16 protein-coding genes are annotated in these 20,705 nt (G+C 53.3%); all 16 read left to right on the plus strand.

All coding sequences use genetic code 11. The features are described 5' to 3' along the window. The first annotated feature begins 99 nt into the window (after positions 1–99). Entirely contained in the window at positions 100–1,104 is a 1,005-nt protein-coding gene (locus M891_RS0114985; protein WP_028539417.1) for an amidase domain-containing protein, read from the plus strand. 56 nt (positions 1,105–1,160) lie between these two features. Then, positions 1,161–2,255, plus strand: a complete 1,095-nt coding sequence (locus M891_RS0114990; protein WP_028539418.1) for a D-alanine--D-alanine ligase — start codon at positions 1,161–1,163, stop codon at positions 2,253–2,255. A gap of 54 nt (positions 2,256–2,309) precedes the next feature. After that, complete coding sequence (locus M891_RS0114995) at positions 2,310–2,633, plus strand: hypothetical protein (RefSeq protein WP_016313533.1); 324 nt, start codon at positions 2,310–2,312, stop codon at positions 2,631–2,633. Beyond that, a complete protein-coding gene (uvsE, locus tag M891_RS0115000; RefSeq protein ID WP_028539419.1) occupies positions 2,630–3,631 on the plus strand; it encodes a UV DNA damage repair endonuclease UvsE in 1,002 nt (333 codons plus the stop codon). The genes M891_RS0114995 and uvsE overlap by 4 nt, the downstream gene beginning before the upstream one ends. A 103-nt stretch (positions 3,632–3,734) precedes the next feature. Then, positions 3,735–4,505 (plus strand): enoyl-ACP reductase FabI, encoded by a 771-nt coding sequence (gene fabI / locus M891_RS0115005; protein WP_016313531.1) that lies wholly within the window; start codon positions 3,735–3,737, stop codon positions 4,503–4,505. Between the two features lie 202 nt (positions 4,506–4,707). Next, positions 4,708–5,577: an inositol monophosphatase family protein gene (locus M891_RS0115010; protein ID WP_174844485.1), complete on the plus strand. Its 870-nt coding sequence runs from the start codon at positions 4,708–4,710 to the stop codon at positions 5,575–5,577. A 73-nt stretch (positions 5,578–5,650) separates the two neighbouring features. Then, positions 5,651–5,899, plus strand: a complete 249-nt coding sequence (locus tag M891_RS0115015) for a hypothetical protein (RefSeq protein WP_016313529.1) — start codon at positions 5,651–5,653, stop codon at positions 5,897–5,899. A 117-nt stretch (positions 5,900–6,016) separates the two neighbouring features. Beyond that, positions 6,017–7,276, plus strand: coding sequence for a stalk domain-containing protein (locus M891_RS0115020; protein WP_157268813.1), 1,260 nt, complete (start codon positions 6,017–6,019; stop codon positions 7,274–7,276). Between the two features lie 598 nt (positions 7,277–7,874). Beyond that, positions 7,875–10,193, plus strand: coding sequence for a glycoside hydrolase family 65 protein (locus M891_RS0115025; protein ID WP_028539421.1), 2,319 nt, complete (start codon positions 7,875–7,877; stop codon positions 10,191–10,193). Continuing rightward, positions 10,190–12,556 carry a glycoside hydrolase family 65 protein gene (locus M891_RS0115030; RefSeq protein WP_028539422.1) on the plus strand — a complete coding sequence of 789 codons (2,367 nt, stop codon included), beginning with the start codon at positions 10,190–10,192 and terminating at the stop codon, positions 12,554–12,556. The genes M891_RS0115025 and M891_RS0115030 overlap by 4 nt, the downstream gene beginning before the upstream one ends. A 49-nt stretch (positions 12,557–12,605) precedes the next feature. Beyond that, positions 12,606–13,238 carry a beta-phosphoglucomutase gene (gene pgmB / locus M891_RS0115035; protein WP_028539423.1) on the plus strand — a complete coding sequence of 211 codons (633 nt, stop codon included), beginning with the start codon at positions 12,606–12,608 and terminating at the stop codon, positions 13,236–13,238. Between the two features lie 275 nt (positions 13,239–13,513). Next, positions 13,514–15,292, plus strand: coding sequence for a sensor histidine kinase (locus tag M891_RS0115040; protein WP_254899739.1), 1,779 nt, complete (start codon positions 13,514–13,516; stop codon positions 15,290–15,292). Positions 15,293–15,312: 20 nt separating this feature from the next. Further along, on the plus strand, positions 15,313–16,638 hold the full coding sequence (locus M891_RS0115045) for a response regulator (protein ID WP_028539425.1): 1,326 nt from the start codon (positions 15,313–15,315) through the stop codon (positions 16,636–16,638). 104 nt (positions 16,639–16,742) lie between these two features. Beyond that, entirely contained in the window at positions 16,743–17,687 is a 945-nt protein-coding gene (locus tag M891_RS0115050; protein WP_016313522.1) for a carbohydrate ABC transporter permease, read from the plus strand. Between the two features lies 1 nt (position 17,688). Continuing rightward, complete coding sequence (locus M891_RS0115055) at positions 17,689–18,555, plus strand: carbohydrate ABC transporter permease (RefSeq protein ID WP_016313521.1); 867 nt, start codon at positions 17,689–17,691, stop codon at positions 18,553–18,555. A 123-nt stretch (positions 18,556–18,678) separates the two neighbouring features. Continuing rightward, complete coding sequence (locus tag M891_RS0115060; RefSeq protein WP_028539426.1) at positions 18,679–20,145, plus strand: ABC transporter substrate-binding protein; 1,467 nt, start codon at positions 18,679–18,681, stop codon at positions 20,143–20,145. The last annotated feature ends 560 nt before the right edge of the window (positions 20,146–20,705 follow it).

Raw genomic sequence — 20,705 nt, forward strand, 5'->3', positions numbered from 1 at the left:
CGGTTGAATAGGCTTTCAAGCCTAGGGCGGCGAGGTGCAGAACATACTCCCTCCCAGGCATTCATATAATGGCTAATAGTGAAAAGGAGGCGTGGACGTATGGCGGAGGAATGGAAGAAGACGTTATCGGTTTATGTAAACGAACAGAACCAGGACGAAGTGGACTATCGCACGCCTAGCGGGGGCACGGTCGTAACCGATGTGGATTATCTCATGCGGCGGGGAGAGCGGAAACGCAGACTGGAGAGCTGGTATCGTCTTCGGGGCGCCTCGCCGCTGCGCTGCGAGACCCGAGCCAAGCTGGTGCGTGAGATCGAGAAGCGTGAGGGCGAGATTGAGGTCGATCTGCAGTTGTCCCGCAAAATCTACTATGAAAAAGGCGGAGCCCGCCATCAGGAGGAGCGAATCGAAAAGCAGCGGCTCACCTTGGCGCGCGACGGTTCCGGCTGGATCGTGAGCAAGGTGGAACAGCCGGTGCCTGAGCGGCATCCGGTGATGGTGCTCCCTGATCATAATGAAGCAGAAGCGGCGGGGCGGAAGGGAGCTGTGCCGCGGCCTTTTTTGAACCATGAAGTTCTCGGGTTAGGAGGCTCACGCAGCATCGCATACCGTCGTGAGGAAGCCGTGTTATACGCGGATCGGTGGTGGGACAGCTTTAATCCTGATTTCGCCGCGTTTGAGGTGGATTGCACGAACTATATCTCCCAGTGCCTCTTTGCAGGCGGAGCCCCAATAAACTATACTGGAAAAAGAGAATCGGGCTGGTGGTACAAAGGTTATGTCGGCGGACGGGAGCTGTGGAGCTACAGCTGGTCAGTGGCCAATGCGTTAGCGCGCTATCTCGGCCAGAGCCGAACCGGACTTCGCGCCGAACTGCTCGAGCGTCCGGAGCAACTCCAGCTGGGCGATGTAATCGCCTATGATTGGGACGGCAACGGCATGTTTCAACACAATACGATCGTGACCGCGTTCGACGCTGGCGGCATGCCGCTGGTTAACGCCCATACGACACCAAGCAAGCACCGTTATTGGGATTACCGGGATTCCTATGCCTGGACCGAAAAGACGGTGTATCGTTTTTATCATATCGCGGACCGTTTCTAGAGATGAATTCAGTGAAGGTTCATGGAATTACCTAATATGAAGGAAAGAGGTTGCTCATGGGACAGGACAGAATAACCGTAGGCCTCATCTACGGGGGTAAATCAGGAGAGCATGAGGTTTCGCTGCAGACGGCCTTCGCCGTATCTAAGGCGTTTAATTTTGACAAGTACGAGTTGCTTCCTTTTTATATTGATAAGCAGGGCAAATGGAAGGTAGGCGAGAAGCTGAACGCGCCGTTTGCTGCACTGGAAGAGCTGAAGCTGGAAGAGAGCAAAGGCGATACGGCTGCTGCGATGGGGCTGTTGTTCAGCAAGCTTTCAACGGGCCAATCGGAAATTGACGTCGTGTTCCCGCTGCTGCACGGCACCAACGGTGAAGACGGCACGATCCAAGGGCTGTTCGAAATGGCAGATCTGCCTTACGTTGGAGCGGGCGTGCTGGCTTCCGCGGCCGGGATGGATAAGGTCATCATGAAGAAGTTGTTCGCCGAGGCTGGACTTGAGCAATGTGCGTACTGCTATTTCACTGCATCTGAATGGGAGCGATCAAGCCATACGCTGATCCAGAGCATCGAGGAAAAGCTGGGTTATCCGTGCTTTGTCAAACCAGCCAATCTTGGCTCCAGCGTAGGGATCTCCAAAGCGCGCAACCGTGAAGAGCTGCTGTCCTCCGTGGCGCTGGCCTTCCGTTATGATCTGAAAGTGATCGTTGAGGAGTTTGTCGATGCTCGCGAAGTGGAGGTTGGGGTGCTTGGCAACGATGAGCCGCTGGCCTCTGTACCCGGAGAAATCGTCTCTTCCAGCGAATATTACGATTATCAAGCCAAATATTTGGATGGAAAATCGCAAATGCTGATTCCTGCGCCGATCGATACCGAGTTGGCTGATCGCATCCGGGAACTGGCGGTTAAGGCGTTTAGAGCGATTGCCGGCAGCGGGCTGTGCCGGGCTGATTTTTTTGTGCGGAAGTCAGATCACAAAATTTGGATTAACGAAGTGAACACCATGCCGGGCTTCACGCCGTTTAGCATGTATCCGCTCCTGTGGCGCGAAACCGGAGTAGCTTATGAGGTGTTGCTGGATCGCTTGATCGAGCTGGCGCTGGAGCGCTACGAAGCCCGGCAGGCGCTGGAATTCGAAAGCGGCATTTAGTCTGCGGCGGCGATAGCCGCCCGGACAGCCGGCTGAAGAAAGGAAGAGATAACAGTGGGATTTCAAACGGAATTTAACTCAGTTTGTAAATTCAAGAAAGAGCAGGAGCTGTACGAGCTGTTAGAATACGGCAAGGGTAAAATGCTCAAAGAAGGGCTGCGCGTGTTCCCGACAGGTCAGAAAGTCATCGCGTATTCGCCGGATAACAAGGCGGTGGCGATCGTGAAGATTACCGCTTGTGTTGCTGAGATTAACTTCAATGGAGAGGAAGTTACTTCGGTTGAGCTGGAGTTGATCCGTCCGCTGACGGAGGAGGAGTCTGCCGTGCAGACCGCTCTGGCGCACGAAATGTTCTTCGGAGATCCGGACCGGAAATGATCGTGCGCTTCGGTTATGTGGCGATGTCCACCGTAATCGCCAACGCGTCGCCTTCCAAGACGATGACGTTAAAGACGTTTAACGGAATTGCGGATCGTGAGGCAGCGATCCGTAGACTGGAGACGATTGCGGAGGAGAACCTGCATAACACACTGCGCCTGCTTCGGCATAACGTCGGCAACGATATTCAGGTGTACCGCTTCTCTTCGAAGCTGATTCCTCTGGCGACGCATGAGTCGCTGTCTGACTGGAATCCTTACGAAGCGCTGCGCGAGCCATTTGCCGCCGTGGGGAAATATGTCAAGGAGCACGGCCTTCGGGTGTCTTTTCACCCGGACCATTTTACGGTACTGAGTACACCGCGGCCTGAGGTGCTGAAATCCTCGATCCGCGATCTGCATCATCATGTTGCGATGTTTGATGCGATGGGCCTGGATGCCCGGGCGAAGAACAATATCCATGTTGGCGGCGCCTACGGGGACAAGCTGTCTGCAGGAGCCCGGTTCCGCGAGAATGTCACGGGACTTCCGGAACGCATCAAGCAGCGGTTGACGTTCGAAAACGATGACAAGACGTTTAATGCTCGCGAGACGCTAGAGCTATGCGAAGCGCTGGGGATTCCGATGGTTCTGGATATTCACCACCATTGGGTGAACAATGAAGGCGAAAGCCCGGCGGAGCTGTGGCCGCGAATTCTGGCGACATGGCAAACGCCGTATGCGCAGGCCGATTCGCCGGCAGACGATCCGCTGCCGCCGAAGATCCATGCGTCCAGTCCGAAGAGCGCCAGCGATCCGCGTGGGCACGCCGATCACGTCATCGTTCTGCCGCTGCTTGAGTTTCTGCGCAGCATCGCTCCGATCACCGATCGGGTGGACGTGATGCTGGAGGCGAAGCTTAAGGACGGGGCGCTATTTGCGTTAATGGAGGATTTGGCGCGATACCGGGAGGAAGGCGTGGAGATTTTGGATGGAGCAAGCGTGCGCATCCAGCCGTAATTTTCGTGGACAAGCCCGCTGAACGCTGGTTCTCTTGAAAAATGAAGGGAAATACGGTAAGTTGTACAAAATGAAGGTGTATTTAATATAGAGGAGGATTTTCATGGGTGATTTGTTAGCGGGGAAAAATGTGATCGTGATGGGGGTTGCTAACGAGCGCAGTATCGCATGGGCAATTGCGCAAAGCTTGGCAGAGCAAGGTGCCCGTCTGGCATTTACATATGAAAGTGAACGCGTAGAAGGCCGGGTCCGCAAACTGGCCGAAACGATTCCAGGTTCGTTGATTCTGCCGTGCAACGTGACGGTAGATGAGGAGATCGACCGACTGGCTGACACACTGAAATCTGAATTTGGCGTTCTGCATGGTCTGGTGCACAGTATTGCGTTTGCCAAAGGTGAGGATCTGGCGGGTGAGTTTATGGACACGTCCCGTGAAGGTTTTGCATTGGCTAACGACATCAGCGTCTATTCCCTGGTGGCCGTATCGAAGCGCTTGTCGCCGCTCATGACGGAAGGCGGAAGCATTATGACGATGACGTATATGGGATCGGAGCGCGTAATGCGCAACTATAACGTAATGGGCGTGGCAAAAGCCGGACTGGAAGCATCGGTACGTTACTTGGCTAACGACCTTGGGCCGAAGAACATCCGCGTTAATGCGATTTCGGCTGGACCGATCCGTACATTGGCTGCGAAGGGGATCAGCGATTTCAACTCCATCCTCAAGCAAGTTGAGGAGAAAGCTCCGTTGCGCAAAACGACGGACACCGCTGAAGTTGGCGACACGGCGATGTTCCTGATCAGCCATCTGTCCCGCGGAATTACCGGAGAGGTCATTTTTGTAGACGGCGGGTATAATATCGTAGGTGCATAACGTAAAGACCGCTTGCGGTTAGTCAGCAAAAAGTTCGTTTCCGGCGGGGTACATTCTCTGCGATTGGACACGGACTTTTTGCATATAAAGTAAAGCGGCTTTCGTTTGATTTCCATGGCGGGCAGGCGAAAGGACGCAACTTTGCATATTTCAAGACGTATAGTTTTTAGGGAGTAAATTATCAGTATAAGATGAAAGTAGAGTGAATCGATTGGAATCGAATCCGAAAGTTCCATATGTGGTAGGCAGCAAGAGTCCGACGGCCGTAGCGATCAACTGCGCTGCGAAAGCGGGAGAATGGATTAAGAGCCGGCTGGGGGACTACCGTGATCTGAGTACGAAGCAATCGCCGCAGGATTTGGTAACGGATGTGGATAAGGGTGCGGAAGCGATGATTCGCAAGCTGATCTTGACGCATTTTCCAGATCATGAGATCCTTGGCGAAGAAGGTGTAGCCCCAGGAGCGGCGGCATCTGCTGCAGCGCTGAAGCAGGGGAGCGAGTCGGAGTATTTGTGGATCGTCGACCCGGTGGACGGAACGACCAATTTCGTGCACGGATTTCCGTTTTTCTGCGTATCGATAGCGCTGGCATATAAAGGGGATGTCATAATCGGCGTGATATATGACCCAATTCGCGACGAGATGTTTGTGGCAGAGAAAGGCAAAGGCGCCTACATCCACGGGCAGAAGTCGAAGGTGTCCAACGATGCAACATTGTCCGGCAGCGTGATTGCGGTAGGGTTTAACCCAGACCGGGATTTTGCTTTGCCGGTAAATATGCGCGGTTTGAACGCGTTGTCTGGACAAGTGCGCAGCCTGCGCGCTGCCGGTTCAGCTGCATTGCATTTGGCGTATGTTGCTGCGGGACGGCTTAGCGGTTATTATGAGGTTGGATTGAACGCTTGGGACGTTGCGGCGGGTGCACTGATCGTAAAGGAATCCGGAGGAATAGTGACGGATACCGCGGGCAACCCTTATCACATCGGCGTACGTCATTTGGTTGCCAGCAATGGCAAAATTCATGACGAACTGCTTGGAGTTATCCGGGCTGCCGACGCGACGGGCCTGTAAAAGAAATAAAATTTTGATTTAGATTTGGCGACAGCAAATGCTTAATCCATATTTACCGGAAGGAGTGTCCAGGATGAGCGATAGCAAGGATTTGGAACGCGAGCTCAGCGAGATGCTGACGGAAGGGGAATACGGCAATGAGAAAGAACGCCGTGAGGAGGAACGCAGAAGATTGTCACCGAAGTACGAAATCCGAATTCAGACCACGTTGGATCCGATTGTGGAGGAGACGCTGAATTACCGGAAGATGGCCAAGGAAGTCGATGGCCGTTATGATGAGTATTTAAAAAGGACCGGGCGCGCGGAGAATAAGCCGGAATAGCACAGAGTGCGCAGCATTCGCCGGTGTAAGATGCAACAACGAGACCTGAGGCCAACAGCGAAAAACCTCAGGTTTTTCGCGCTATTATACTTATTTTTATCCAAGGAGTTGAATAGCTTGAAGCATCCTCGTATGAACAAGGTTTCCGCCGTTGCGGGAGCGCTCGCCCTCATTCTTATCTTGGTCAGCGGCATCGCTGCAAAACCAACCCAAGCTGCGCCAGCGGTCGATGACTACCTGATCGTTGCGCTGGGCGATTCCATTACAGCCGGGTACGAGCCGGGCATGACTGAGCAGAGCGTCCCTTACGGCTTCGTGGAACGTCTTAAAGAACAGGGGCTGTTCCATGCACGGACGTCTGCCGTGAATTACGGTATTCTGGGTCTGACCAGCGAAGGTTTGAAAAATTACGTGACCGCCATCCAGAAGGGGGTACCGGTGGCTGGCGCAGACATTCAAGCGAACTTGCCGGATCCTCGCATTGCTTCCTTTGCGTCGGGGGTTGCTCAAGCAAAGGCTGATCTGCAGAAAGCTGATTTGATCACGATTACGATCGGCGGGAATGACCTGCTGAAACTGCTTCCGGATATGAAAAACATCTCGCTGGATCAACTCCGCGCCCAAGGCGATGAGGTGTTGACGCATTATGGCGACAACCTGCGCGAGATCGTCCGCATCTTGCAGGAGTTGAATCCTTCGGCGCAAATCGTGATTGCGGACCAATACCAGCCGGTGCCGAAGCTGGCCGGCACAGCGATCTACGATGAGCTGCAGCAGCTCGCCGGTAAGTTTACCGGGATCGTGGATGGCATTGTTGCCGATCACGCTGGGGATGCGAAGCCGGTCAAAGCAGCCCATGTGGCAGCCGCTTTTATCGGGCGGGAAATTTCGCTGACGCATATTTTCTCCGACACGGATATCCATCCGAACCAAGCGGGATATGAGGAAATCGCCAAGATTTTTGCTGAATCGGTTTGGGGAAGCTATCGGACGACGACCGCCAAGACAGGTGGAGCTCCGATATCCGTTGTGGTGAAGGGCCAAGAGTTGAACACGCCGTATCCGCCAATCTTGAAGAACGGGCAGACGTTCGTGGCTATCAAGGACATCACCGATGCAATTGGAGCGCAAAGCAAATGGGATTCACGCACCTCCACCGCCACGATTACTTATGGCAGCCGGACGGTTGTAATCCCGATTGGCGCGAAGCAAATCAAAGTAGATGGAACGCCGGCGACGACGGCAACCCCAGCATTCCTGCAAAAGGTCGGCAAAGAGAACAAAACCTATGTTCCGCTGGCTTTGCTCGTGCAGGGACTTGGGCTTGATGTGCAATACAGCAGCAAAATGAAGACGGTATTTATCAACGAACTTTAATTTTTATCGAGTTGGCCAACAAATCAGCCGGAGCGTGGAGAACGCTCCGGTTTTTTTGCGTTGCGGGTGCCGCGAGCTCGGCGGGATATATATGGCGGCCGGTTCTTCTCGACATTATCCCGATGAGTCAGGGGGGAGTAGAAGAAGAGGGACGAGTGAAAAAAGCGGCGACTGAATAAAAGCGGCAACTGAATAAAAGGGAAGATAAAGCCATAAGAGAGGCCTGAATGAACGGGATAATGGTGCAGAAGATCAGCAGGACCTGACACAAAGGGATACAGATGTAAAGAGACTGTCCTGAAGGAAAGGGATACAGATCTAAAGGGGCAGGTCCTGATGGAAAGGGATAAAGGTGTAAAAGGGTGGAGTCTGAATGAAGGGGATAATCATGTAAAAAGGGTACTGAGCTAAAGGGATAATCGTAGAATAGAGGGGGGAGAGATGTTCCAAGGGATACGGCGGGTTGGGCGGCTGGATGCCAAATCCGTACGATCGCACATAAGCTCCTTAGTCTTGGACATTTGGCCGCAACGGGCGTTCCGCTAAGCTAAGTGGGAGAGGTTTATCTTATGGATACACATAGAAGGAGATGCGGAACATGCCGAAAATCGCGGACAAATATTTACAGGTCGACCCTTGGAAGGTCGTGGAGGTAGGTTTTGATCCGGGGCGTAACCGGGTCAGCGAGTCGATTTTTTCACTGGGGAATGAATATATGGGGGTCCGAGGCTACCCGGAGGAAGGGTATAGCGGTGATACGTTGCTGGGCAGCTATTTCAATGGATTGTTTGAGGAGAGCCCGGTGACAGCTCATTACAAGGGAATTATCAAATCGTTGCGCTTTATGGTAAACGCAGTGGATTGGTTGCATACGCGGATTACGTTGGACGGAGAAACGCTGGATCTAGCGGAGAGCCGGTTCAGCGGCTTTCGGCGGGAGTTGGATTTCCGCACGGGCATCTATACTCGGGAGTTCGTGTGGCATACTGCCAGCGGGAAAGATGTTCAGCTCACATTTGAACGCCTCGTCAGCATGAAGGTGTCTCATCTCGGGGCACAGCGAATCACATTGACGCCGCTCAACTTCTCTGGTTCAATCCAGGTGCGAACCGGCCTGAACCTCAAGGTGATCCATGAGGATCAGCAACGGTGTTACTGGAAGGAACTGAAGCAAGATGAAGCCAAGGCGAGCGATGGAACCCCGATCGCAGCAATTCTAGGGGAGACAGTGAACACGGGGAACCGGTTGTTTTCCGGGTTTCATGTCGTTGCACCGGACGCGGTTACGGACGAGTTGGTGCAGGAAGACAGCTACATCGGCCGGGTTCTGACTTTGACGCTGGAGCAAGGCAAGCGCAGCACGCTGGATAAACTGGTGGTGAACGTGGCTGATAAAGATCGCTCCACCCAGGATAATGACCTTTGGCTGCGAGGGATCGAGCTGACAGCGCAACTCACACAGGCTGGATTTGATGCGGCGGCGGCCGACCAGCGGGCATACTGGGATCAGGTATGGGTGGAATCGGATATTGTCATCGAAGGTGATCCGGAGAATCAGCAGGGAATTCGCTTTTGCATTTTTCAGCTGTATCAGACTTACCATGGGGATAACCCCGGCTTTAACATCGGGGCGAAGGGGCTGACCGGCGAGGCGTATCGCGGGCTGGCTTTCTGGGATACGGAGTCGTATTGCTTGCCGTTTTATATTTTCAACAATCCGAAGGCAGCGCGGAGCTTGCTTGAGTTCCGTTACCGGACGCTCCCTGAGGCGCTGAAGCGGGCCAAGGAGTTGGACTGTGAAGGAGCGTTTTATCCGATTGCGACCATCGACGGAACGGAAAGCTGCGATCTGTGGCAACACTCGAATCTGCAGCTGCATGTCGGCACGGCGGTTGCGTACGGGTTGCGCCATTATGTGAAGATTACGGGCGATAAGTCGTTTTTGTATGAAAAAGGTGCGGAAATGCTGATTCAGATCAGCCGTTTTTATGCGTCACGCGGTCAGTGGGGGCAGCAGTCGGGCAAATACGGCTATTTCGGCGTCATGGGCCCGGATGAGTTCCAGCTGATGGTAAACAACAACTGTTATATCAACCTGATGGCCAAGAAGCTGTTCGAGTACACGCTGGAGGTGCTGGAAGCGATGCGGAATAAGGCTTCCGCTGCTTATGACGAGCTGGCAGCCCGGCTTGGCCTGACGGAGGAAGAACAGCAGGATTGGCAGAACAAAGCGCAGCATATGAAAATTCCGCGGGATGAACGGACGGGAATTTTTGAAGAGCATGATGGCTTTTTTGACCTGCCGCATCTGGACATCCATTCGATCCCGGTCACGGAGTTCCCGCTGTATTCGCATTGGTCGTATGATCGACTCTACCGTTATGACATGATTAAGCAGCCGGATGTGTTGATGTTCATGTTCCTGTACAGCAGCGAATATTCGCTCGAGGAGAAGCGCGCCAACTACGATTATTACGAGCCGCGCTGTATCCACGAATCGTCGTTGTCGCCGTCGATCCACTCGATTTTGGCGGCGGAAATCGGACGTTCGGATGAGGCGTATAGGTTCTTCGAATTTGCGACCCGGTTAGATCTGGACAACTACAACCGCAATACGCGGGAAGGTCTGCATACCACGTCGATCGCTGCCGCTTGGATGAACATCGTGTACGGTTTCGGCGGGATGCGGTCTGATGGGGAGCTGCTTGCGTTGAATCCAAGCATCCCTGAACGCTGGGAGAGCTATCGATTTATGGTGACGTATCGCGGCACGAAGCTGCAAGTTGAAGTGGACCAGAACCAGGTCAGTATCCGTGCGATGTCCGGCGGCGTGGCGGAAGTTCAGGTGTACGGCAACCTGGTGAGCATCGATGAAGCCGGGATTCAGTTGCCGCTGCGAAAGGCGGTCGTTCAATGAGCTGGATCATTCGTGAAAGCGGGTTTGACCCGGAACGAATCGCACATCACGGCAACAAGTTTATGATTGGGAACGGGGTTCTCGGATACCGGGGGACATTGGAGGAGTTTGGCAAAAAAGAGCTGACTGCAACGATCGTCGCTGGACTGTACGACCAAGTGGGGGGCAAGTGGCGTGAGCCGGTGAATGCTCCTAACGGGCTGGATACGAAAGTTTATTGGAACGGCACGAGGCTAAGCGTGTTCGAGGCCGGAAATGTGGCTGCAGGAGACAAAGCGGTGAACAGCGTAAATGTAGGCAGAGAGCTTGATCACAGCCGAGTAGAGCTTGTGAGCCATGAGCAGTCGCTGGACCTGCGTCAGGCGGTGCACCGCCGACGGTCGGTGTTCCGCACCGCGGATGGTGGGGAGGTCGCGATCACTGCGGAGCGGTTCTGCAGTGCGGCGCGCACAGAACTGATCGTATGCCGGTTCACCGTAGAGAGTAGCCGTGATGGCGAACTGACGATTGTCACCGGCATTAACGGTGACGTATGGGACATTAATGGTCCGCATCTTGTGCGGATGGAGAGCGATGTGGACGGGGCAGAGGGCGGTGCGGCTTGGGAAGTCGTATCGCTTAGCGCTTCGACGCAGGAGCTTGGCTTGCCGATCACCGTAGCGGAAGCGGCAGAGGTGGCGAGCGGCGGGGAGCATGAAGTTTTACGGAAGGATCTATCTATCCGCCGCCGGTTTCATGTGCATTGCCGGGCTGGGGAGCCGGTCGTGCTTGAGAAAACTGTCGCCGTGGCGGCCGGCCTGGAAGGGGAAACGGCTGACGAGGTTCGAGCGGCTGCGATCCAGTGGGCCCGGGAAGCGGGGCAGCTTGGATATGATCAGCTGCTGAGCGAGCACGCTGAATATTGGGAGCGCAAGTGGAGCGCCTCCGACATCCTCGTTGAAGGCGATGAGGAAGCCCAGCTGGCCTTGCGCTATAGCATGTATCAGCTGCATATCATCGCACCAGATCGCTCGGAGAAAGTGTCTATTCCGGCCCGGGGGTTGTCCGGCCAGGTGTACAAGGGTGCGGTGTTCTGGGATACGGAGATGTTTATGCTGCCGTTCTTCCTGTATACCCAGCCCGAGGTGGCGCGGAATCTGATGATGTATCGGGTGCATACACTGGCCGGGGCGAAGCGCAAAGCAGCCGAGTACGGCTATGAAGGTGCCTTTTATGCCTGGGAGAGCCAAGAAACAGGGGACGACGCCTGCACCTTGTTTAACGTCAATGACGTGTTCACCGGCCGTCCGATGCGAACCTATTTCCGTGATAAGCAGGTGCATATCAGCGCAGACGTAGCATACGGAATCTGGCAGGTTTACGCGTTTACCGGTGATGACCGTCTGCTGTTAGATGGCGGCGCAGAGGTTGCGTGGGAGTGTGCGAAGTTCTTTTATTCGTATGGATATTTCAATCCTCGGAAGCAGCGCTACGAAATTCTCGACGTGACGGGGCCGGACGAATATCATGAGCGGGTGAATAACAACGCGTTCACGAACCGGATGGTGAAGGAGTGCCTGCGTATCGCTTTGGATGCGATGGAGATTTTGAAGCGGGGTAACGTTGAGCGTTATGAGCAGCTGCTGGCAGACAGCCCTATACAGCCGGAGCATATCCGCGACATGTATGAACGGTTGTACGTTCCCGAGCCGGATACTCAAAGCCGCTTGATTGAGCAGTTTGATCGCTATTATACGCTGGAGGATGTTACGCTCGCACAGCTGAAGTCGCGCATGCTGCATCCCCACGAATATCTCGGCGGAGGGAACGGACTTGCGACGACAACGCAAATTCTTAAGCAAGCCGATGTCGTGCTGATGCTGCATCTATTTAAGGACGATTACAATTCAGCCGTTAAACAAGCGAACTGGGCTTACTACGAGCCCCGCACCGAGCATGGATCGAGCCTCAGCGCCTGCATTTATGCGCTGGTCGCGGCGGATACGGGATCACCGGATTGGGGTTACCCTTACTTTATGCGGACGGCGACGATTGACTTAACCGGTGATTCTAAGCAATACGTCGGTGACTTATACATTGGCGGGACGCATCCCGCGGCGAATGGCGGGGCATGGATGGCGGCAGTGTTGGGATTTGCCGGCTTGCGGTATGACGGAGACAAGGCGGTGCTTCGACCGGCGTTGCCATCGGCCTGGCAGGCAATCGAATTCCCGGTGCGCTTAGGCGGCGGTTCTTATCGAATCCGGGTCAGCCGGGAAGGGGTGACCATCACGGCACCTCGCGATAATCCGGCTGCACTGCGGTTTATCGTGGGAGACCGAGAGCTGACGGTGGCGCCGGGCCACGAAGTTCACATCGCGTAGAAAAAGAGCCATTTGGAAGCTAGCATAAGAGATTAAAGGAGAACTCATCATGTTAGAAACGATGAACGGTGCGATCTTCGACCTCGACGGCGTGATCGTGGATACGGCCAAATACCACTATCTCGCCTGGCGGGCGTTGGCGCATCGGTTAGGCTTCGAGTTTACCGAAGCCGACAATGAGCGGCTGAAGGGCGTCAGCCGCATGGAATCGCTGCGCATTCTGCTCGAGGTGGGCGGCGTGGAAGCCACGGAGGAAGAACGCGAGAAGATGGCAGCCGAGAAGAATCGCGAATATGTTGAGTATATTTCGAAGCTGGAGCCTTCGGAAATTTTGCCGGGGGCGAAGGAGTATTTGCTGCAGCTGCGCGAGCGGGGCGTCAAGGTCGCGCTGGGGTCGGCGAGCAAAAACGCCGGGTTCATTTTATCCCGGCTCGGCATCGCGGAGCTGTTCGACGCGGTGATCGACGGCACCAAGGTGTCCAAGGCGAAGCCGGACCCGGAGGTGTTCCTCGTGGCCTGCACCGCGCTGGCGTTGCCGCCGTCTGATTGCGTCGTGTTTGAGGACGCGGAGGCGGGCGTGCAGGCGGGCAAAGCCGCAGGCTGCCGCGTCGTTGGCATCGGCAGCCCGGACATCCTGGCTGACGCCGACCTTGTCGTCAACGGGCTGCATGAACTGGTGTAATGGGCACGTTTGATCGCTTGGCCCGACACTGAAGTAAGTCCCTCGGAAACTTCCGAGGGACTTTTTGTTTTTTTAACTGGCAAGAAACTCAAAATCCCCTACACTAAGAATTAGGCAGGGGCCCGCCATCCGCGAGAACAGGAGGAACCGCCACGATCTTCGTAGAAACGCGCATACTTGCCGGTTTTTAGAATTGCTATAGTTAAATTGCCGGAGGTGCACCATTGAAGCTAAAACTTAGGAACCCGCTAGCTAATTTAAATGTGAAACAGCAGATGATCCTCCTCTTCATTGTGATGGTCATTCCGTTATTTATTCTGAACGCCTACGGCAACTATAAAGCGGATCAAGTGTTGAAGCGAAATGTCACCAACGCCTATATCGAGCTGAATAAGCAGAATTTCCGGCTCATCACCCGGGATATCGAGGCGATTAACAAAGTGACGTCAACCGTCTTCCAGCATCCGTTGCTTCAGCAACTGAACCCTAGCGGTGAAAGCTCGGAGACCGTTCTGGATCGGGTCAAAAATTACGAAAGGCTGGAGAACCTGCTGCTCAATTATTCGCAGGAAACCGATCAACGCGAGCCGGTGTATTATTCGCTGTACGTTTACGATCCGGACAACGCATATTTCTTTGCTCCGTACTATCCGGATGCGCGGAAAGCTGGCGTCTATTTTTTTCTTGAGAACGAGAAGCCGGAATGGTTTGATGAAGCTGTTGCGCAAAAAGGGAACGGTTATCTACGTATCATTGAGCACCTGTCCCCCTCTGGTCAAGGCTTACAAAATCAAAAAACGCTCGCTTATATCCGGGCGATTAACAGCATTTACAAAAACGGGACGATTGGCGTGCTGGTCGTGTCCAATGTAGACGGGCGCATCGGCGAATCGCTGCAAACCGTCTCAATTCCAGAGGGCGAGCTGTATTTTACCGATTGGAACAACCGGATCCTGACCTCCACACCGAACCTTTCGTCCACGCCAACGGGTTCCATATTGGATTTGCCGCCGGAAGCGGATCTAGGCGATTCGCTGATTGGGGTAAAGGATGTCATTACTGAGGATTTCATTTATGTGATTAATTATAATTACGTTCTGCAGGAAAAGCTGGTGTACAAAGTGCCCATCAAGGCCATGCTGCAACAGCAAAACGAAATCAAACGAATTATTCAGCTTATTTCCATTGCTTATTTTGCGGTGGGGCTGGTGTTAATCTTATATTTCTGGCGGTCGCTGATGACCCCGATTCAAAAATTGGTTTATTTCGTCCGCCGTTACGAGCCGGGCAATGTGGTGCCGGAGACGCCGCACCGGGATCGCAACGACGAGGTTAGCGTGTTGATTTCCACGATCTACGAGATGGCGCGCCGGCTGAATGGACTGATTCATTATAAATATCAGATGGACATCAAGCAGAAGGAAGCCCAGCTGCAAATTTTGTATCAGCAGATTAACCCGCATTTGCTGTACAACACGCTGGAGAGTATTTATTGGAAAAGCGCGATGGAAGGGAACACCGCCTCCGCGGAAATGATCAAGGAGCTGTCCAAGCTGATGAAAATCAGCCTAAGCCGCGGCCGAGAGCTGATCACACTGGAGGAAGAGCTGGAGCATGCTTCGGCTTACATCAAGCTGCAGGAGCATCGTTACGAGTACGGGTTCCGCGTGACGTGGGACATTCCCTTGGAGCTTCATTCCACAATCATTCCCAAAATCACGCTGCAGCCGCTGATTGAGAACGCTATCATTCACGGTGTTAAACATATGGGAGAGGACGGCGAAATCCAGATTTGTGCCGAGGCGGACGAAGCGCTGGGCCGGGTCTACATTCGGATCGCGGACAATGGGTATAAGCCGGTCGATTTCGATGCGATCGACAAGCTGCTGAACGATGAAACGCCAAGTCCGTCGTTTGGTTACGGCATCCGCAATATTCATCAGCGGCTTCGGCTGCATTTTGGGCCGGAGTACGGCTTGAACTATGTGGGCCGCCCTGAAGGCGGAACCCTCGTCACCATTACCCTGCCGCTCACGGTGAACCGGAACGAATAACACGAACAGGGGGAACTACGATGTACAACGTATTGGTCGTCGACGACGAACCGTTGATCTGCAAAGGCTTATCCGGACTTCTAACCGCTTCAGGACTGGATATCGGTCAGATCTACACCGCGTATAACGGGCACGAAGCGCTGGATTACGTAAGAATGGAGGAAGTGGATCTGCTCGTCACCGACATCCAGATGGGAGAAATGAACGGGATCGAGTTGATGCAGCAGGCGAAGCTGATCAAGCCTTGGGTGCAGACGATCATCATCTCTGCGCATGAAACGTTCCAATACGCCCAGATGGCGATCCGGCTGGGTGCCAAGGACTATTTGATCAAGCCGCTGAACAGCGAGCAGTTCCTGGACTCGGTGCGCAACGCGCTGTTGAAAATGGATAAACCGATGCCGCAGGGCGAGGAGATTTTGGCCCGAGGTGCGGAGCATTTCCGCATGGAGGAGCCGCTTCCGGAATACGGCGAACGACTGAACCGTCTGTTAAGTGATCTCGCGGAGGGGGACGAAGAGCAGCGGTTTGCCGAAGCTGAGCGGTTGGGGCTGACGGGGCCGTATTTTTCGGTCATCAAAATCAAACTGGTGATCCCCGATGACAAGCAGCAATCCGGAGATCGGGATCGGGATGCCTGTCTGTTCCGTTACGCGGCGCTTAATATCGTGAACGAGCTGCTGCATCAGGAGTGGCGCGCAGCGTCTTTTTATACCGAGAGTTTGGAGATCGCTTTGATCTTGCAGTGGAGTGAAACGGAGTATGCCGAGCCGAATCTCAACAAAATCAATCAGCTCGAAATGCTTGGCCGCAGCTTGCATCATCACATTCATAAATATCTTGGCTTGCGGTGCACGGTCGGGATCAGCCAGATTCTTAAAGGAACGGGGTTCCTAAGCTTGCTCAGCCGGCAGGCGGACAAAGCGATGCTGTGGGGAGGCGAGCACGGGGATCATCATGTGTTTTATTATGGCGATTTTAACTGGCACAACTATTCCCAGGACCCTTCCACAGAAGAGCTGACCAAGCAGAATAACCGGATTGTGGAGAGCGCCAAGAAGTATATCGAGGAGAATTACCGGCAGAAGGGACTGACTATCCACGAGGTGGCCCGCAACAATCACGTCAGCCCCAATTACTTGAGCTACTTGTTCAAGAAAAATACCGGCTACAACCTCTGGGAATACGTGATCAAGCTGCGGATGGAAGAGAGCAAAGCGCTGATTCTGAACACGGATCTGCGCCGTTACGAGATCGCCGAACGTGTGGGATATGAGTCGCCGGAGCATTTTAGCAAGATATTTAAGAAATACTTTGGCGTCAGTCCTACCGAGCTGAAGAAATAACGATGAAGTAAGAACGACCATAGTTCACATAGTTTTAGACATGTTCGACATACGGCTGCTTTTCTACAATGAAAAAAGACACTACGTAGAAAAGAGGGAGAACGATGGGGGAACCCGTGATTTCACCGGGGAACATGCAGCAGAACACGGTTAAAGCATCCACCTCCGCTTCGCAGAAGCCGCGGCGGGGATCGAACTGGAAGCAGTACATGTGGGGGTATCTTTTTCTGGTACCGGCGATTGCCATCTTTATCGTGTTCTTGTGGGTCCCGATCATCAAAGGGATGGTTTACAGCTTCTACAATATCGATTTCGTCAAAGGCAACACATTTGTCGGATTCGACAATTACGTAAAGGTGTTTCATAACCCAGACGTGCTGTTGTCGGTTCGCAACACCTTGTATTATATGCTCCTCTGTTTGGTTATCGGCTTCTGGGTGCCGATCGCAGCGTCAATCGCGATTTCCGAGCTGCGCTGGTTCCAAGGATTTGCGCGGATCGCCGCTTACCTGCCGTTCGTCGTGCCGGGCGTCGTCCTGTACGGGATGTGGCGCTGGATGTACGATCCGGTGGGACCGATCAACGCCTTGCTCGGATGGTTTGGAGCCGATCCGGTGTCCTTTATTTCCGACGGCAGGTGGTCGATGGTCTCGATCGTCTTTATGGAGACGTGGCAGCAGTTTGGTTCAGCGATGCTGATTTACCTGGCTGGAGTGCTGAGCATTCCGCGGGATTGGTACGAAGCGGCGGAAATCGATGGAGCCGGCGTCTGGGCCCGGATCAAATACATCACGCTGCCGTCGATGCGGAACCTGATCGTGCTGATGTTGATTTTGCAGCTGATCGGCACATCTCAGGCGTACCAATCGCAGCTAGCATTGCTGGACGGCGGGCCAAACAAGGCCACGTTAACCTATGCCCTCCTGACCGTCAAATACGCCTTTACCCAGCTCGATTATGGGGCCGGGACTGCGCTTGGGGTTCTGATGTTCATCGTGCTAAGCGTGCTGGGCGTGTTGCAATACAAGCTGAACAAGGAGGAGTACTGATATGAAAGAAAGAGGCATCCTGTCGCCCTCCGATCTGCAGAAGCCGCTGAATAAAGTGGTCTACGGATTGATGTGCTTGTGCATTGCGGTGATGACGTTTACGATGTTGTATCCGATCGCGATGACGATGTTCAACGGATTGAAGAGTAACCAGGAGGTTAACTCGTTTCCGCCGCGATTCTTCCCGAAGGAATGGCATTGGGACAATTTCCCGAAAGCTTGGAATTATATCGATCTGCCGATGTTTTTGAAAAATACGCTGCTCATCTTCGGCGGCAACCTGCTGATGACCATTCTGGTGCTGGGTCTCGCTTCGTTCAGCATTTCGCGGATTCGCGTGCCATATAGCCGGGCGATCTACTTTTTTATTCTGCTGACGTTGTTCATCCCGGCGTCGAGCTATATGATCCCGAACTTCGTGAACCTGAAGGAGCTGGGGCTGCTGAACACCTATTGGGCGTTCTGGCTGCCGGCGGGAGCGAATGCGTATTATTTTCTGCTGATGAAAAATTTCTTCGACGGCATCCACCCGGAAATCTTCGAAGCGGCCCGGATTGACGGAGCTTCGGAGTGGACCAGTTACTTGCGGATTGCGGTGCCGCTGTCCGTGCCGATCTTCGCGACGTTGGCGATCTTTATTTTCTCTACGGCGTGGAATGATTGGTTCTGGCCATCGCTGGTGATGCACACGGAAGACAAATACACGCTGGCCACCGCGATCTACAAATATGTCATTAACGCGCGGAACATGGATAGCAGTGTGAAGTTCAGCATTTTGTTTATGGTGATGATTCCGCCGATCTTCGTGTTCCTGGGTTTCCAGAAGTTTATCATGCGCAGTGTGAGCCTGTCTGCGGTTAAGGGATAGTGGTAACGGTTACAAAATCGTAGGCCTGCACACGAAAGTCATAAGATCACACATCGAATGCTAAATGTTTCTCTTTTATGATAAAAATGCAAGATTACCTAACTTATGAAAAGGGGAGTTTCAATGCGCAAGTTTTCAGCAGTGTTGATGTGTCTGATGCTGCTTGGTTCGCTGCTCGCGGCCTGCGGCGGAGGCGGGAACAAGGAAGCCCAAAATAACGGCGGTAACAGCGGCGGAAACACGGCAGCTACGAGCAATAACGGAGGAGGCAATGCGGATGCTTCATCGGGGGAAGCCGATGATATCACGCAGCGCAAGGTCACGATCAAGATCCACTACCCGTTGCCGGACGAAACGACGCTTCGCCAACAGGAGGACGATAAAATCGCCCGCTTCCAAGCCAAGTATCCTAACGTCACAATCGTGAAGGACGACTGGCAATACAGCGTCAATGAGATTGGCGTAAAAATGGCTTCCAACGAAGCACCAACCTTTTACAATACATGGGCAACAGAAGCTCAATTCTTGGTAGAACGCGGCTGGGTTGCTGACATTACCGATTTGTGGAACAACTGGGAGTATAAGGACGAAATTAACCCGGTGCTGCAAAATCAATTTATCGTAGACGGCCGAGTGTACGGGATCACTCAAAACGGTTACGTCACTTCGACAGTAGTGAATAAGAAGCTGTTGGACGAAAAGGGCATTGCTGCTCCTCCGTTCGACTGGACTTGGGATGATATGTACAATGTCGCCAAAGGCGTTGCCGATCCGAAGAAAGGAATTTCGGGGATCGCTCCGATGGGGAAAGGGAACGAAGCAGGCTGGAACTGGACCAACTTCCTGTTTGAAGCCGGCGGCGACATTCAAAAGAACGAAAACGGCAAAGTGACTGCCGTGTTCAACTCCGAGGCTGGGGTGAAGGCGCTGGACTTCTACAAGAAGCTGAGATGGGAAGCTAACGCCATCCCGCAAGACTGGGCGTTGGGCTGGGGCGATGCCGTCAGCTCCTTCCAACAAGGACGGACAGCGATGGTAATTGCTGGTGCATTTGACGTCGTTCAAGCCGCGCTGAATGAAGGCGGTATGAAGCCGGAGGATGTGGTCGCTTATCCGATGCCTGCAGCCGAGAAAGGCGGCAAGCATTACGGGGTGCTCGGCGGCAACTACCTCGTCATTAACCCGAATGCGACGAAAGACGAACAAGAAATGGCGTTCCGTTATATTACGTTTGATTACTTCACCGACGATGCTTTGAAAGCGGTAGAAGATACGATCCAAGCCCGTAAAGCAGAAGGTAAGTATTATGTGCCGACACCGCTGGAGTATTTTAGCGAAGATTCCGAATACGCCAGCAAAGTGAAAGCCATTTACGACAAATACGACAACGTATACAAATACGATCCGCAGCTCTTCACTCTGCTCGAAGGCAAGCCGGAAGCGCAGTTTGGGACACAGGACTACTACGCTACGATGTCCAACGTCGTTCAGGAGTCGTTCTCGAAGAAGGGTACCGATTCCAAGCAGCAGCTGGATATCGCTGCGAAGTACGTGCAAGAGAATTTCTTTGACAAAATTCAAGCGCAATAATGGGTTGTAAAAGGCCTCCCTGGTTCAGTTTGGACCGGGGAGGCCTTTTTGCGTTGGATGTGTGTGGCGGGGAGCCAAGCCTGGGCCGCTAACGGAACTCAGAGACCTTATTTTGCTGTTTTCAGCTCGTTTTGAAATCTAACGGAACGGTGAGACGTTAATCTCCGTTTTGGACGTGGTTCAAAGCGGGTTTTGGCCAAATAACGTCTTCTGGTTCCGTTACGCTGGGAAATGGCCGGGAAATGACACTAGCCTTGCATCTAAAGTGACATGGTATTCAATTAATTGTTAATATTGGTTATATCAGCTTATTGGATTAAAATTTNCCATTTCTATTTTCCGCCAATGTGCTAAAAGGGTAACAGGACGTGAAGTGTAGTCATGTTACCAAAAATTAGTAGATGAATCATTCGGTTACTCTAGTACCATCTTGACGCTCTTGAGCTTCAACGGATGTTTTCTCGGCCTTCCTGGCCGCCCTTTCTTACGCCGGCCTTTGGATGGCCGAGACGGCGGTCGTAACACAGCTTGTTGAAACTCTTCCCACGATCGCTCAGCAT

This window comes from Paenibacillus sp. J14, assembly GCF_000518465.1.
In the GTDB taxonomy this organism is placed as follows: domain Bacteria; phylum Bacillota; class Bacilli; order Paenibacillales; family Paenibacillaceae; genus Fontibacillus; species Fontibacillus barengoltzii.

Coding starts and splice junctions, on each gene's coding strand:
- M891_RS0114985 (WP_028539417.1), top strand. CDS start 100: ATGGCGGAGGAATGGAAGAAGACGTTATCGGTTTATGTAAACGAACAG.
- fabI (WP_016313531.1), top strand. CDS start 3,735: ATGGGTGATTTGTTAGCGGGGAAAAATGTGATCGTGATGGGGGTTGCT.
- M891_RS0115025 (WP_028539421.1), top strand. CDS start 7,875: ATGCCGAAAATCGCGGACAAATATTTACAGGTCGACCCTTGGAAGGTC.
- M891_RS0114990 (WP_028539418.1), top strand. CDS start 1,161: ATGGGACAGGACAGAATAACCGTAGGCCTCATCTACGGGGGTAAATCA.
- M891_RS0115060 (WP_028539426.1), top strand. CDS start 18,679: ATGCGCAAGTTTTCAGCAGTGTTGATGTGTCTGATGCTGCTTGGTTCG.
- M891_RS0115050 (WP_016313522.1), top strand. CDS start 16,743: ATGGGGGAACCCGTGATTTCACCGGGGAACATGCAGCAGAACACGGTT.
- uvsE (WP_028539419.1), top strand. CDS start 2,630: ATGATCGTGCGCTTCGGTTATGTGGCGATGTCCACCGTAATCGCCAAC.
- M891_RS0115040 (WP_254899739.1), top strand. CDS start 13,514: ATGATCCTCCTCTTCATTGTGATGGTCATTCCGTTATTTATTCTGAAC.
- M891_RS0115055 (WP_016313521.1), top strand. CDS start 17,689: ATGAAAGAAAGAGGCATCCTGTCGCCCTCCGATCTGCAGAAGCCGCTG.
- M891_RS0115030 (WP_028539422.1), top strand. CDS start 10,190: ATGAGCTGGATCATTCGTGAAAGCGGGTTTGACCCGGAACGAATCGCA.
- M891_RS0115045 (WP_028539425.1), top strand. CDS start 15,313: ATGTACAACGTATTGGTCGTCGACGACGAACCGTTGATCTGCAAAGGC.
- pgmB (WP_028539423.1), top strand. CDS start 12,606: ATGTTAGAAACGATGAACGGTGCGATCTTCGACCTCGACGGCGTGATC.
- M891_RS0115015 (WP_016313529.1), top strand. CDS start 5,651: ATGAGCGATAGCAAGGATTTGGAACGCGAGCTCAGCGAGATGCTGACG.